Annotated in this window: 12 protein-coding genes; all 12 read right to left on the bottom strand. The window is 25.5% G+C overall.

Annotation, left to right across the window (positions count from 1 at the left end):
- Positions 1-49 precede the first annotated feature (49 nt).
- The 12 genes from nrnA (RRG59_RS03200) to metG all read right to left on the bottom strand — a co-directional run bounded on the left by nrnA (RRG59_RS03200) (position 50) and on the right by metG (position 15,438).
- Positions 50-1,030 carry a bifunctional oligoribonuclease/PAP phosphatase NrnA gene (gene nrnA / locus RRG59_RS03200; protein ID WP_322876298.1) on the bottom strand — a complete coding sequence of 327 codons (981 nt, stop codon included), beginning with the start codon at positions 1,028-1,030 and terminating at the stop codon, positions 50-52.
- Positions 1,030-1,995 (bottom strand): bifunctional oligoribonuclease/PAP phosphatase NrnA, encoded by a 966-nt coding sequence (nrnA, locus tag RRG59_RS03195; protein WP_322902112.1) that lies wholly within the window; start codon positions 1,993-1,995, stop codon positions 1,030-1,032. The genes nrnA (RRG59_RS03200) and nrnA (RRG59_RS03195) overlap by 1 nt, the downstream gene beginning before the upstream one ends.
- Entirely contained in the window at positions 1,995-3,188 is a 1,194-nt protein-coding gene (locus RRG59_RS03190) for a hypothetical protein (RefSeq protein WP_322902110.1), read from the bottom strand. Before RRG59_RS03190 ends, nrnA (RRG59_RS03195) begins: the two co-directional genes overlap by 1 nt.
- A 72-nt stretch (positions 3,189-3,260) precedes the next feature.
- Positions 3,261-5,075 carry a hypothetical protein gene (locus RRG59_RS03185; RefSeq protein ID WP_322902108.1) on the bottom strand — a complete coding sequence of 605 codons (1,815 nt, stop codon included), beginning with the start codon at positions 5,073-5,075 and terminating at the stop codon, positions 3,261-3,263.
- Between the two features lies 1 nt (position 5,076).
- Positions 5,077-5,352: a hypothetical protein gene (locus RRG59_RS03180; protein ID WP_036430024.1), complete on the bottom strand. Its 276-nt coding sequence runs from the start codon at positions 5,350-5,352 to the stop codon at positions 5,077-5,079.
- A gap of 2 nt (positions 5,353-5,354) precedes the next feature.
- The gene (locus RRG59_RS03175; RefSeq protein ID WP_036430022.1) at positions 5,355-6,377 is read right to left on the bottom strand and encodes a carbohydrate ABC transporter permease; all 1,023 of its coding nucleotides are present in this window, start codon (positions 6,375-6,377) and stop codon (positions 5,355-5,357) included.
- A complete protein-coding gene (locus tag RRG59_RS03170; protein ID WP_036430020.1) occupies positions 6,337-7,374 on the bottom strand; it encodes a carbohydrate ABC transporter permease in 1,038 nt (345 codons plus the stop codon). The genes RRG59_RS03175 and RRG59_RS03170 overlap by 41 nt, the downstream gene beginning before the upstream one ends.
- Complete coding sequence (locus tag RRG59_RS03165; protein ID WP_322902105.1) at positions 7,361-9,448, bottom strand: ATP-binding cassette domain-containing protein; 2,088 nt, start codon at positions 9,446-9,448, stop codon at positions 7,361-7,363. The genes RRG59_RS03170 and RRG59_RS03165 overlap by 14 nt, the downstream gene beginning before the upstream one ends.
- Positions 9,449-9,459: 11 nt before the next feature.
- Positions 9,460-10,770: a thermonuclease family protein gene (locus RRG59_RS03160; RefSeq protein ID WP_322902104.1), complete on the bottom strand. Its 1,311-nt coding sequence runs from the start codon at positions 10,768-10,770 to the stop codon at positions 9,460-9,462.
- Positions 10,771-10,826: 56 nt separating this feature from the next.
- On the bottom strand, positions 10,827-13,379 hold the full coding sequence (locus tag RRG59_RS03155) for a P68 family surface lipoprotein (protein ID WP_322902102.1): 2,553 nt from the start codon (positions 13,377-13,379) through the stop codon (positions 10,827-10,829).
- 221 nt (positions 13,380-13,600) lie between these two features.
- Complete coding sequence (locus RRG59_RS03150) at positions 13,601-13,885, bottom strand: antibiotic biosynthesis monooxygenase (protein WP_161553165.1); 285 nt, start codon at positions 13,883-13,885, stop codon at positions 13,601-13,603.
- Between the two features lie 8 nt (positions 13,886-13,893).
- Positions 13,894-15,438: a methionine--tRNA ligase gene (metG, locus tag RRG59_RS03145; RefSeq protein ID WP_322902101.1), complete on the bottom strand. Its 1,545-nt coding sequence runs from the start codon at positions 15,436-15,438 to the stop codon at positions 13,894-13,896.
- Between the last annotated feature and the right edge of the window lie 4 nt (positions 15,439-15,442).

Raw genomic sequence — 15,442 nt, 5'->3', positions numbered from 1 at the left:
AGTTTCTAATTAAGAAATTAAAAAAATAGAACAACTATTATAAATTGCTCTATTTTTTTAATAATTCCATTCAATATCTTTGAACTTCTAAAACACAATCGTCAATAACTTTTTCAACTAAGTCAAAACTATCGATTATAGCACCAGAAGCTCTTTCATGTCCTCCACCATTTCATTTAACTGCCACATTTCGAACAATAGGACCATTAGATCTAAATTCTACTCTTATTTTACCTGATTCTTCTTCTAAAAATTGCACTCATATTGGAAATCCTTCGATATTACTTATTGCATTTACTCTCATTGATGAATTAGAATTTTTTCCAAATCTTTGTGTGTCTTTTAAACTATTTTGAATGTAAGCAACACCATCACGTGTTTTTAATGTTGATAATAATCAAGAATTAAATTTTAAATCTTCAAGTGTACTCATTGATAAATTAGTATGAATATAATCTGCTTGTAAACCTGCTTCATATAATTTCGATGCTAGATATAATGTTCTACTTTGGACATTACTAAATAAAAATCTTCCTGAATCAGTGTTAATTCCTAAATATAAGTAATTTGCTGCAGTTGGTGTGATTTTTCAATTGTTAGTTACAGCTATTTCAGTTATCATTTCATCTGCAGCTGAATATGAACTATCAACTCACCTAATTGTGTTTTCTCCTAAATCATCATCATTTGGATGATGATCGATACGAATGACTTGTGCAAAAAGATTTTTATCTAATACTTCTCTACATTCAATTCTTTCTTTATGATTTGCATCTACTACAACTCCAAGTGATTTTTTTAAAATTTCATCATTAGGAATTTTATCCATTGTAAAATCTAAGAAATCAAATGAGTTTTTAGCATCACCGATAGCATATACTTTCTTGTTTGGAAAATTAGTTTTAATTAATTCTTTTAAACCGAATTGTGAACCTAAACAATCTCCATCTGGGCGAATATGATGAAAAATAACTATACTGTCATATTTTAGCAATTGTTCAGTGATTATTTGTAAATTTCCTGTTTTCATTACTGTCCTTCTCATTCAGCAATTAAATCATTTAATTCTGATACAACAGTTTTAACTTGGTCTCAATTTGTTAGTGTAATTCCTGCTGCATTATCGTGTCCACCACCGTTATATTTTTTAGCTAGTTTATTAACTAATGGTCCGTTTGATCTTAATCTTCCTCTAATGTTCCCGTCTTCTAGTTGAATAAATAAAGCTCAACAAGAATTATTATCTATATTTGCTAGTTCATTAACGTATTGAGCTGCCTGGAATGAATTTAGGTTAAATTCTTTTAAGAATTCATCTTTAATTTCATAATATAAAACTCTTCTATCTTGCTTGAATTCAGATAATATTTTTCCAGAAATTTTAATATCTTGCAAACTTCTAGCGCTTAAATTTCTTAAGATGTTTTGTGGATGGAAGCCATTTTCCATTAAGAAAGCAACTAATTTATATGTTCTAGCAGAAGTATCAGGGAATAGAAATCTAGCTGAATCTGTATTAATTCCTAAATAAATGTGACTTGATGCTTTTTGAGTTACTTTTCATTTGGCATCAAAAGCCAGTTGAGCTATCATTTCTGCTGCTGCTACATAATGTTCATCTATTCAATTGTATTCATAATCTATATCAGCATCATTTGGATGATGATCTATTCTTAATCTTGCAGTTGTTTTCTTTTCATATAATAATGATGCACACTCAATTCTGTTCCCACTTGAAGCATCAACTACAATAGCAAGTGAATTATTAAAATCTATTTGTGAAATATCGGTAAATTCATAATTCATAAATGGAAAACTACCTGATGCATCACCTACTGCATGTACTTTTTTATTTGGATAATTAGTTTTAATTAATTCCACTAAACCATGTTGAGATCCTAAACAATCTCCATCAGGGCGGATATGGTGAAAAACAACTATATTATCATATTTTTCAATTGTTTGTATTGCTACTTGTGAATTTCCTATAAGCATTATTTCTCCTTTTCTTTTACAAAGTTGTTTATTTTATTAATTTTACCTTTAAAAAGTTCTTCTTCCTTAAATGGTTGATGAAGTATTTCTATTATTTGATTATAAATATCTTCTTGTTCTGTTTTAGTTAAATTTTCTGAAGTGTTTATTTGATTTTCTAGTTCTTTTATTTTATTTAAATTAAAGAAATTTTTATTTTTTAAATTACTTAATGCATTAGACAAATAAATAATTTTAGAAGTAGAAGTAAAACTATATAAATTAAATAATAGTGATTCTAAATTATAATGAATATAAGAAAACAATCTTAAAAAGTCTTGATGTTCTTTATCATTTAAAATAGGATCAAAAATATGTGTTTTAAAGAAACTTTGTTCTATTGCAATATATATGTTTTTACTTTTTTCAAAAAACAATTCATAAAAATCAAATACTCGATCTATAAATGACAATAACTCTTCAAATTCTTTTTGATATTTGTTTTTTAAATCTATATTTATTGTTTCACTTATTGCTTGTTTGATTTGATTTTCAAATGAATTATAAAGATTAGTTATATTATTTCTTTGAAATTCCTCAAATATTTTATTGTTTTGATTAATTTCTATGAACTTTTCATATTTTTCCCATAATTGATGATATGTAGTTTTGCTAAAACCATTTTTTTCTAAAAATTTGTTAAGTAATAAACCTTTAAGCATTAAAACTCTATCTGATAAATAAGTTAATTCAGTATCACTTTCAACATAATTAAGGAATTTGAATTCACTGAATCCAAAAACATATTTATATAATGATAAAAACTTATTTGATTTGATACCTAAATTTGGATTGTTGATTTCCTCTTCTTTTAATTCAGATAATTGCTTTTTTAATTCTTTATATAAGTTTAATCTAACTTCTATATTAGCAGCAAATTTTAATCAACTACGTTCTGAAATATCTATAAACTCTTCATTAGTTTGATTAAAAGATTTTTGCATTGTTTGATTAGTGTATTCTAATAAAGAAACCAAATATTCATACCTGGGATTATTCTCTGTTTTTGTTTGATTAGTAAATTCTTCAAATGCCTTTAAATTATTTTGAAAAGTATTGTAATGAGTATTACAACTAATTAAAACTAAAGGGGAACTAGAGATTAACAAAATACCAGTTCAATAACGAAATTTCTTTTTAATGAAATATTTCATAGTTAAATTTTACTATTTAATTTACTTATTTTAAAAATAAAGAAAGCGTACCTTCTTTATTTTTAAAAGAAATTAAAACATTGAATTCGATGAATCTAATTTTTTAAATTTAGTAGATAAACCATCAAAAATATAATCATCTATGGATACATTAGAATTTGATTGTGATGCTTTATATATTCCATATACATCAAATAATTTTTTAGTATTTGTTTTTGCGTCTAAAAATTCAACTCAATAAGTTAATTCTTCTTGATTACCATTTACACGTAAGCCTTTTACTGATTGTGCTTGGTAAACTTTATTTAAAAATAATAATTTAGCAAATAAATCAGCAAGTGCAAATTGAGAAGTTTTTTTGGTGTCTAAACCATCCTTAATTAGTTTCTTAATACGTTCAATATCATTTGCAACTAATGAATCAGATTTAAATTTATCAATAAATTCTTGAGCCTTATTTTTATTTGCTTGACTTTCTTGGTTTGACTTAACTGCATTAATAGATTGTGTTAATTTTAATAAATCACTTTCAAATTTAGCAATTAATTTTTCATTTCTGTCAATAGTTCTTCTTAAAGATAGTCTTCTTGTAGAACTTTGTTCTTTTTCAAGATCTTGTTTTGATCTATCTAATTCAACTTTTTTATCATTGTATGCACTGATATAAAATAATATATCTAAGTTATTTTCTATGAATTCATATGGTTTACTTAAAAATTCTTCTTTTTCTTTATCATTTATTTTTTTGCTAAATATTTTAAAATCATCTGTTTCTTGTTGAGAAGATTCATTGATACCTAATGCTAAATAAATTGGACCAAAACCATCTCTTATACCATTTCTAATACTTTCTAAATGTTTATCAGAATTTTCTGGGAATAAAGCATAAGATGGAGAAATTGTTTTAAATGTTGTTCAAAGAGTTTTAAGACTTTTTATACCATCGATTTGGGGATATGATAATTTTTCATTTTCTTTATTTAAATTATCTAATGAAATATTAAATAATGTTGAATCAATATTATTTGAAATAGTTCAATCAATTAAACTTATTTTAAATGAGCTATCTGCTTTATTGTATTCAATAACTTTTCTAAATGGATCGAAAGCTGAATTTGGGTTATTTAGATTATCTAGATATGTTTGATAATAAATAGCAAGTGGTGTATTTTTAACAAAGTTTTTAACTATATCTGTGATTTGTTGTAATGTAATTACTTGAGAATAATCTGTAATATTGTAATACATAACATTGTTAATAGAAGGGATCAATCTTTGAATTTCACGTTCAATTTTATTTAAATCTGAACTTTCACTTTCTTTAAATTTATATTTAGCTATTATGCTAAATGTTTTTTTAGATTCGTTATTTGAAAGATTATAGTTTTTGTATTCTAAAACTTTATCTCTTAATGATGATATATCATTTATTAATTTTTGATAAATTTGTTCATTACTTTCAAATAAATCTAAATGAGTTTGATTATTACCTGTATATGAAGATTTAATTTGGTTTAAATTTTCTTTAAAGTTGTTTAATTTTGTTTCATTAATTAAAATATTTTCTGAAACTGGTTCTACAAAATCTCCAATAGCAGTTAAAAAGTGTGAATTGCTAATCTGGAAATCTTTTTCATATTTTAATCCAACGTTTTCAAATGTATATGATAAGTATTTACTATTGTAAAGTTCATTTTCAAAATTTTGTAGCTTTGCATTATTAGTAATTACGCGATCCTTAACTTTAAAACCATTTTCTTTTATAAATTCACGAGCATATTTAACTGTTCTATCATTATTATAAAAACATGATACAGCACTAAGTGAAGTAATAGTTGATATACTTGTTAATAATAAAATTGATTTAAGTTTCTTAATTCTATTCATCTTAACTAAACATTTCAGAGTATTTTCATGACCTAAATCCTGCATAAGCAATGATAAATGACATAACAAATACTACACAAGAAAATGCTAAACCTCCTATTGAATATGCTTTTGTGAATTGATATGAATCAATGATTTTTGTATCTAATGTAACTTTTTCATAAATATTAATAACTTCTTCTAGACTACTAATTAAAAATGATAGTGCAATAATTGCAATTAAAGCTAATAAACCTACAAAGGTTCAAATAATTATTTTTCTTTTGTAACCTTTCATTTTTACCCCTTAATTGTTGAACCTTGTCTACTGATTGCACCCATAATTCTTTTTCTAAATACTAAGTAGAAAATAAATAATGGTGCTATAACAGCCATTGCAGCTGCCATTTTAATGTTAGTAAATACTGCTTGGTTTGAATCTGGATCATCTGGATTTAATCCTGCTTTAAATAATCATGTTGATATTAATTCATATTCAGATCTACTTCCTAAAATTAATGAAGGTCATAAATATGAATTTCAAGAAGCTAAAGCAGTTAAAATTACTATTGTAAGTGTAGTTGGAACTACCATCGGGAATGCTACTTTAAATAAATATTTAAATCCTCCTGCTCCATCTACTAATGAAACTTCTTTGATTCTTCCAGGTATTGCTTCAAATGCATTTTTATACATAACAGTATTGAAAATACTTGAAACAAATGGTAATGAAATAGCTAAAACAATAGTAAATAAATTAGATCTTAATCCTGTTCTAATAACTACAGTATATTGTCCTGATAATAAAGCAACTTCAGGTAAGACTAATAGAGAAAGTGCTACAAATCAAACAAAACCTTTCCCTTTTCAACTTCTTAATGAAAAGGCATAACCCATTAAAAATGTTAATAAAACTTTTAAAATAACTGAAACAATAACATTTAAAGATGTAATTCCTACTGATTTTCAATATCCCGAAGTTAAAGCTCTAGCATATGTGTTTTGTACAACATCTGCTCATGGACGAACATCTAGACCTTCACCTGAATAATATGTTGAACCACTTTCAAAATCAGATAAAATTCTGAAATTATTCGATAATCCTTGTGCTTCATCATCTGTCATAAATGATATAGAAATCATTAAGAAGAATGGGAATAAAATAACTACTCCAAAGAAGCATAAAACTAATAATTTTGATGCAGCTGAAAGAAATACTGAAAATGGATTGCTATCGATAACTTGAGAGGAAACTTTTTCTTGACTACGAGAAAGTTTTTTATTAATTAGTATTTTGTGAAGCTTTAACTTTAACTCAAACATTTCTTTCTCCTAAGTTATTTAATGTTAATTGTACCATAAAGAAACCGCCTCTGATTATTGATGAAAATGTAACACCGATAATAAATAAAGCAATCGCAGCTGCTCCAGCTAACTGGAAGTTACCATTATTTGTAACTAAATAAACATATAGCATTAATGTTCCACCACCAGATGCAAATGCATTCTCTGGAATGTTATTAAATAATGCTAATGGGAATACTTTAAGACCACCAATTATTCCTAAAGTTATTAAGAAGTTGATAGTACCTTTGATTGATGGTAGGGTAATTTTAAAGAATTGTTTAATTTCACCACAACCATCAATAGAAGCAGATTTATATAAATTTTTATCAACTCCAAGCATTGCTGTTGTAAAAATTAAAATGTTAAATGCCAATCCACTTCATACACCATTAATAAACATTGCTATTAATGCATTAAATGAATAAATATCTGTTGAATTCAATCAAGCTGTTTGACCACCAACAATCTTATTTAAAAGACCATTGGTTCCAAAAAATTGAATGAATGCTAAAGATATAGCAACAGCATTAGTTACATAAGGCATAAAGAAGATTGTTTGTCAAAAGCCTTTAGTAACTTTTCGATTTAATTTTGCAATAACAGAGGAAATCAATAATGAAAAAATCATTACAAATGGTAAAACCACTAAACCATAAATAAACGAGTTTCTTACCCCCACTGCAAAACGAACGTCTGTAAATACATTTCTATAATTTACAAATGTAAATTCATTAGTATCTTTATCACGGAATGATTCATAAATGTTAAGTCCCATAGGAACTATAGTGAACATTAATATTAATAAAAATCCAGGTAATAGTAATAATAAAGGAATATACATTGGTGTTTTTCTATCCAAAATAGAATGAGATAATGCAGCTTTCTTTTTAGATTGTTTTGTAAGTGATCAATTATATAGAAAACCTAAATGATTTGCTATAAATAAATGAAACTTTGAATTATTGAATTTCATATTCAATTCTTTCTTGACTAGCTGCATTGAAAATATGTAATTTGTGAATTGGTAAATCAAAATAAATCGAATCTCCAACTACATAATTTCTTGAATTATCTAATAAGAAATTAATTTTTCCTACATTTTCTACATTAACAACTAATTTGCTTTCTTTTCCAAAGTTTTCTTGAACTATAACTTTTCCTTGGAACATATATGAATCAGTTGCTGTTTTAATTTTAAAATCTTCAGATCTTACACCTACATGTAATTGAACATCACTGTAATTTGGTAGTGATACACCTTTAATTTTTTGATTTGCTACATATAATGTTTCATTTTTATATTCTGAAGGGAATAGACCCATTTCAGGCATACCTAAGAAACGAGCAACAAATTCATTTTTAGGTTTATTATAAAGTTCAATTGGTGAACCTAATTGTTGTACTTTTGCTGTTGACATACATACAACAATATCTGAAATAGACATAGCTTCTTCTTGGTCATGTGTAACAAAAACTGTTGTTATACCAAGTGATTGTTGAATTTCTCTAATTCATTGACGAGTTGAGATACGGAGTTTAGCATCTAAGTTTGAAAGTGGTTCATCCATTAATAAAATTTCTGGTTTTTTAACAATAGCACGTGCTATAGAAACTCTTTGTTGTTGTCCACCTGATAAACGAGTAGGTTTCTTTTGTAAGATTGGAACAATTTCAACTCTTTTTGCAACTTCCATAACTTCGTTGTGAATAGCTTTTCTTAAAGAAATATCATATTTTAATCATTCTTTTACTTTTAACTTAACTTCATCTGATAAAATAGATGGAATTAGTCCTTTTCTTTCTTCTTTTAATTTTGCTTCTAAATTATATTTACGAGAAATAAACTTAACTTCATCTTCAAATCTTTTTTGTGCTACAAACGGTAAAGTTTTTGCATCTCTTTTTAATTGTAAGTATTCTTGATTTGTTTTTAGTGTTTTTGATAATTCAGCTTTAGCATTTAAGTATGCAGTTTTTGTAGTTGCTTTTTCTTGATTATATTTTTCTTTAATTTTATTTAATTTATTTATATATCTGTATCTAGTTAGTAATTTTAGAACTTTTTCTTCTAGTTTTACTATTTGAACTCGATCGTTTAATTCTAAATTATTAAAATCTAAATTAACTAAATTAGCAGTAAATTCTTGTAATTCTTTTATTCTAATTTCTTTTTCTTCTTGAGAAAGTTTTGAATCAAATTTAGTGTATTTAGTTTCAACAGAACTTAAAATTTCTGATTTCATTAATTCTTGAGGTAATAAATTATTAACTAAATCACTATTGTATTTTTCTTTAATGTCTGCTATTCTTTGTTTAGTGTCTTTTTGTAATTTAGTATTTGTTTTTAAAACATTTTTAGTTAATAATGAAATTTCAGATGTTTCATGAACTAAAGCTAATTTATAAGCAGTGTGAGCTTTTTCAAAATCTTCAACTAATTTAGCATATGTTTCATTAAATTTGTGTTGAATTTCTGAAGAAATAATATTTCAATCTTTATAAGTATTTTTTAATTTTAATATTTCTTCTTCTGAAGCCCCAAGAGCTCTTAAATATAAAATTCTAATTTCGTTTTTCGCTTCTTGTTTTTTCAACATTGTTTTATGTTGTCAATCAAAATCATTTTTTAATGGGAAAGCAATATTTGCATAAACACTTAAATGTGGATATAAAGCATAATTTTGGAACACAAAACCAATTTTTCTTCTTTGTGGAGTAAAATCTGTAACATCTTTACCTTTAAATAAGATTTTTCCTGATGTAACAGTTAATAAACCTGCAATAGCATTTAATGTAGTTGTTTTACCTGAACCAGATGGTCCTAGTAAAGTAACTAATTTTCCTTCAGGTATTTTAAAACTAACGTTGTCTACTGCTAAAGTTTCACCAAAATCAATATTTAGATTTTTTAATTCGATAGCTGGAATAACTTCGTTTTCTTTTAATTCAAATTCAGACCTATACTTTTCTAATAATTGTATGTCTTCTTCTGAAACCTTGGTATTTGCTAATTTTAGTTTATTTAATAATTTTTTAATTAATACCATTGATTTCCTTTCTAATTTTTAACATATTTACTTATTTTTGATTTTCCTTGAACATTATCATAAAATGGATCATAACTATTATTTTGTTTAAATAATCATATAAAAGTTGTTAATTCATCTGGTGTATCAAAATATTTATAAAATCCTTTTTGATTTTCTTGTGCATATTTTGCTGCTTTATACATTTCTGGATAAAGACGATAAATAAATGAACTTTTATTTTTTAAAATAAATTCAGTTTCTCAGGTGTCATTTGCTAAAGGTAATGTTAAACCAGCACGTAAAATTTCTGAATTATAACTATATTTATATTCTGGTCCAAACATAATTTCTGCTGTAACTCTACCAAAAGCATCTTTACCATCTACAAAAGCAACAAGAATATCGCTTCCATATTGTTCTTTTACTTTTTCTGCAAATTCACTAGATCTTAAAGCAAAAGCATATTCAAATGGAGCTGCTTTAACGTATCCTTGAGGTTTAGTAATACCTTTTTCTGGTGTATCTATACCCATTAATCTGATACGATATGATTGACCCTTTTGAACAGATATTTTTCCACCTATACTTTTAGTTTCATTTGCTATAACTTCGAATGTATCACCATCTGAAGCGCTTTTAATTGAAGCTTTAAATGATTTTTGTTCTAATTCTGGTTCTTGAAAATTTAAATTAGTAGAAACAAAGTGTTCTGGTCCAAAATCAATATCAAAATCACCTATAGGGTTTGTAATTTGACTTTGATTTTTTACTTTACCTGATAAACCAGCTAAATTAGATACTTTTTTATCATTTACATAAGCATCATAAATAAAAGTAACAGAAGTATCAACTGAATTTAAATTACTTGCATATAAACTTTCATTTCCGCCTTCTTTTCCATAATCACCTAAGTCTAAAGCAGAAGAAATAGAATTTAATTTAAAAGTAACATCTCTACCATAAATTTTAACTGTAAATGTCTTTTTATAAGTAGATTTGCTTTCATCAATATAAGGAATTAATTTATTATTTGTTTTATAAACTAATTTATTTTTTGATAAAACATCTTTATTTATTATTTTGTTAACTTCATTAATAACTCTTTTTATTTCATTATTTTCATTAGTTATAGCTTTAGTGTCTTCAAAAGAGTGATTTTCTCTTGATTTTAATCTTAATTCACTATCACCATGAGATGCAAACCTTAATGGAAAAGTAGTTGAAGACTCTATTTCATATTTTTGGTCTTCTTCATTACCGCAAGAAATAGCAATTGATATTACAGAAGAAGAAACTATGAAACTGCTAGTCCAATATAAAAATTTTTTGATTTTTTTCATAAATTCTCAATATCTTAAAAACATAATTTGCTTAAGCAAATTATATTTTTATTTTGTTATTTATTTTGTCCTAATTGTGTTAAAGATATGAAACTATCAAATGAAACTTCACTTGCTTTTTCTGTATATTGTTTTTGTTTTTGGTTTCATGCTGTTTTTATTTGATTTCTAAATGCATCTGAACCTACACCACCTGGTTCTTCAAATGCAACATAATCATTATCAGCAACTAAAGCTTTTAGTTCTTGTAATACAACTGATAAATATTTATTATTTCCGAATGTGTTATCAGGTAATGATGTTAATGTTTTTGTCCCTGATACATAAGACATTTTTTGTTGAATAAAACTTATTGGATCACCTTTTCCTAAAGATTTACCTTCTTCTATGTTTCCTTGTCTATCAAATTGTTTGTATATCAATTCTTCTTTATAATTTAATAATCAGTAAACAAAGGCTTTTGTTGCAAGTTCATCTTCACTATTTGATCTTACCCCTATTAATGAAGGACCTTGTAGGAATAAAACTTTTTTAGGATCTGATTTTGTTCATTTAGAAGGTGTTATTTGGGCAAATAATTCATTTTCATTAACAATTGTATGATCTGTTTCTTGAAATACTGATAATTTTGCTTTTGCTAATAATTCCTTGAATTTTGTTTCATTGGTTTTTCTTAAATTATCAATGTCATTAAATTTAGTTATATCAGTTTCACTTGCATTTTTTATAACAATGAATAAAATATCATCACCTTTTTGATTTGCTACAACAAAGTTTTCAACAGAACCATCAGTTATTTTATCTAATTCAACTTTAAGAGCTTTTGTTCTTGGTTGGTCAGTTAAAACAAAATTAACAATAATTGATTTTTTGTCTGTTTTTAAGTTTTGAATTTTTTCATCTGTTGCTGCATCTTTAGACATATAATAATATGTGTCTTTAATTGCGTTTGGAAGAGCAGGGTCTGTTGGTGTTCCAGATTTATATAATTTATTATTTCTTCCACCTATTCTTGCTAAAACTGCTTCAGAATCTCCTGGTTTATCACCTTTAGGAGCTAATTTATCTCTAAAGAATAATACACCATCTTGATTTAAGACAGTATCAAGTGAATTAATAGTTGAACGAACTAAAACATCTGGACTTTTCTTGAAGTTGTGAGCATAACCAGCTGTTGAACCAATTGAAAATGCCATCCTGTGTTTTGTTTGTTCGCTTGATGAATATTGTCCTGAAGGAAATGCATAAACTGATCCAACTTGAAATGCTTGAGATAATGCATTAAACATTTCTAGTGTTTTTGTACGCGCTTCTGCATTTTGGTTACCTAATGTTGTAAAATCAACACTAATTTTACCGTTGTTAGTACTTACTGATTGTATCATTTTACCAGCATCTGCTCCGATAGCTGCATAAAGTGCTTGTTCATAAACACCAGCAATATCATCAATACCAAATACATGAATATCAGGGTTATCAACTGCAGATTTAGCAAATAATTTTTGCATTGTATTAGCGAATTTAATTATTTCTGTGTATGTCTCAAATATTGATTTTGTTAAAGGTGCTTTTTTGTATTCTTCTATAACTTTTTCTGGTTCTGCAACTTTTTCTCCTCAGATTTTTTTAACTTCTTCTCTATCTGATTTAGATGCATTTATAAATTGTTCAAAATATGCACTATCTGCTGGATCGAATTGAACTTGTAAATCTTTTAATGTTTCTAAGAAATAACCTAAAACAGCTGAATTAATACCTAAAACATTAGTACTTTTAAATAATGGTAATGTAAATGTACTTGGTTTCTTTACACCTTCAATTTGACTATTTACACCTGTAAAGTTTTTGTCAAATAATTCATCAATGTCTGTTTCAATATTTTTATTTTTTGAATTAAAACTTAGCAACATTTCTGATTGAGCTAACATAGCAGCAACTGGTGGGTAATTTATAATTAAATTAACAAATCCTGATTGATCTTTTGAACTTAAACTTTTTTGAACTCTGTTTGCAGCATCACCATATGAATTACCAAATTGTATTACTTCCACTGGTTTAGATGAAGGAGAAATTTTATGTTTTTTATATGCTGCTTGTTTTTCTTCTTCATTTGTCATTTTTGAAATACTATCAATCAATTGATTGTATTCATAAACTATTGATTTAATTGCTTGGTGTTGAGCATTACTATTTGATCATGAAACACCTAATTTAATAGAATCTTTTTGTACTTGTGAAAATCCACCTGTTTGGTCTGAATTTTGAACTCTTTTAATGTAATTTTCGCCTTTAAGTGCTATTAATTTTTCTTCTACTTGAGAATTCAATTCCTCTAAGGCTTCTCTTGATTTTGATACTTCATCATCTGTTGCTTCTTGAACATTTGTATTAATTGAAGCAAGTCTTGTTTTTAATTCTTCATAATTTGTCTCTGAAGTTAAACGTGATAATTTTCAATCTACTTGATCTTTTAAATCTAATACTAATTCTCTATTATTTACCGGTTTTTCACTACCAGCATCAGAACCACAAGATGCAGCAACTGTTAGTGCGGTAGTTAATGAAATTCCTGCAAATGATAATAAATATTTTTTTAATTTTTTAGTCATATTTTCATCCTTTTATATATTAAATATATTAAATAATATAAACAGAAATCATAAATATTACTACTTATAATATATATAATTTCTGTTTATATTTTACTTAAATTGTTTTTTTTAGTAATTTTTTCTGCCTTTTTCTATTAAAATCTTCTTTTTTTGTGTTTATTTTCATATTTATTGCATATTAATGAGAATAATTGTATTTTTTATATAAAAAATTATAATTATCTCTTTATTTCTAATTCAAATAAAATAGAAAATTTTAAACAGTTATTTTCTAATGATTTAAAATCATCAATAATATCTTGTTTTTTGTAAAAATTATGAAAATCTTCTTTTGTAGATCATCTTTCAATTAATAAAACATTTTTTTGTTTTTCTAAACCATATTCAAATGATAAATTAGTTTCTTGGATTCTTATTTTATGTACTATTTTCTTTAATATTTCTAAAAATTCCTTTAATTTGTTATTAGGAACAATAAATTTAGTTGTTTTTGAATATATCATTTTTACTCCTATTTTTTAATTCTATTAAAAAATAAATATTGACCTTCTGGAAGAACATCATCAAATTTATTGAAATTTTGTATTTTTGAAAAAGTAAAATTATTTATTTTCAATGTTTGTGCTACTTCTTTAATTTTATTAGGTAATAAAATTTGTAAATAACATGCAAATGCATAAATACCATTTAATAATCTCACTAGTATTTGTTCTAATTTATCGAGTTCATTTGTTAATGTTCAAGGTTTAGTTATGTCAATATATTTATTAAGTTTATTTCCGAGTTCTATAGCTACATTAAATGCTAAATCTACTTTAAAATCATCAAAGTAGTTTGTAAAAAGTTGCATTGATTTTTTTATTTCTAGTTCAATTTCCTGATCGTTGGTATCTGTTGTTTTTTGATATTTTAAAGATTTTTTAAAGTTTTGTGAAATCATTTTTAAAACACGTGATACAAGATTACCAAAATTATTAACTAAATCTGAGTTAATGACGTCTATGAATCTATTTTCATCAAATACCAAATCATCACCTAGTGGAAATTGTGAAACAAAGAAATATTTAATCATTTCAGGATGATATTTAGATAATAAGTTATAGGGATCTATAATATTACCTTTAGATTTTGACATTTTTCCTTCTGGGGTTATTATTCAACCATGAGATTGAATCCTTGTTGGTTGTTTTATATTTAATGCTTTCAAAAAGATCGGTCAATAAATCATATGAAATCTAGAAATTTCTTTACCTAAAATGTGAACTACTTCAGTATTTTCATTATTTCAAAAATCATTAAATAATTCTGAACTTGTTGGATTATTAATATCAAAATCTAACATTGTAATGTAATTACATAATGCATCTAATCAAACATATAATGTATGTTTTGTATCTTCGTTTATTTTAATTCCTCAATTAATATTTGTTCTTGTTATAGATAATTCTTCCAAACCTTTATTGATAAAATTAAATAACATTTCATTTTCTATTTTCTTAGGAAATAAAAAGTTGTCATTGTTTTTTATATAATCCTTTAACCAATCAGAAAAATCATTCATTTTAAAGAAATAACTTTCCTCTGAAACTTTTGTTAATTCATGATTTGAAGATGGATGGTACAGTTTACCATCTTTTTTAACTGCTTGAGTTTCGGTTAAAAATTCTTCATCTTGAATAGAATATCAACCTTCATAGTTACCTTTATATATATAACCTTGTTTTAAGAAATATGAAAATATGTCTTGAACTAGTTTTTTATGTTTAGGATTAGAAGTTCTTGAAAAGAAATCATAATCAATATCAAAATCTGACCACATTTGTTGAAATTTATCAACAACAGAATCTACAAATACTTGTGGTTCTAAATTGTGTTCTTTTGCTTTTTGTTCTATTTTTTGTCCATGTTCATCACTTCCTGTTAAAAATCTAACATCATAACCCATTAACTTTTTATAGTTTTTAAAAGCTCATGCAATTGTTGTAGTATATAAATGTCCAATATGAAGGTTACCACTAGCATAATAAATTGGTGTAGTTATGTAAAATTTCTTCATAAAA

Origin of the sequence: Mycoplasmopsis felis, assembly GCF_034647055.2 — a bacterium.
Taxonomy (GTDB): domain Bacteria; phylum Bacillota_I; class Bacilli_A; order Mycoplasmatales; family Metamycoplasmataceae; genus Mycoplasmopsis; species Mycoplasmopsis felis.
Note: the sequence above shows the minus strand (reverse complement) of the source record. Positions and strands in the feature narration are given on the sequence as shown.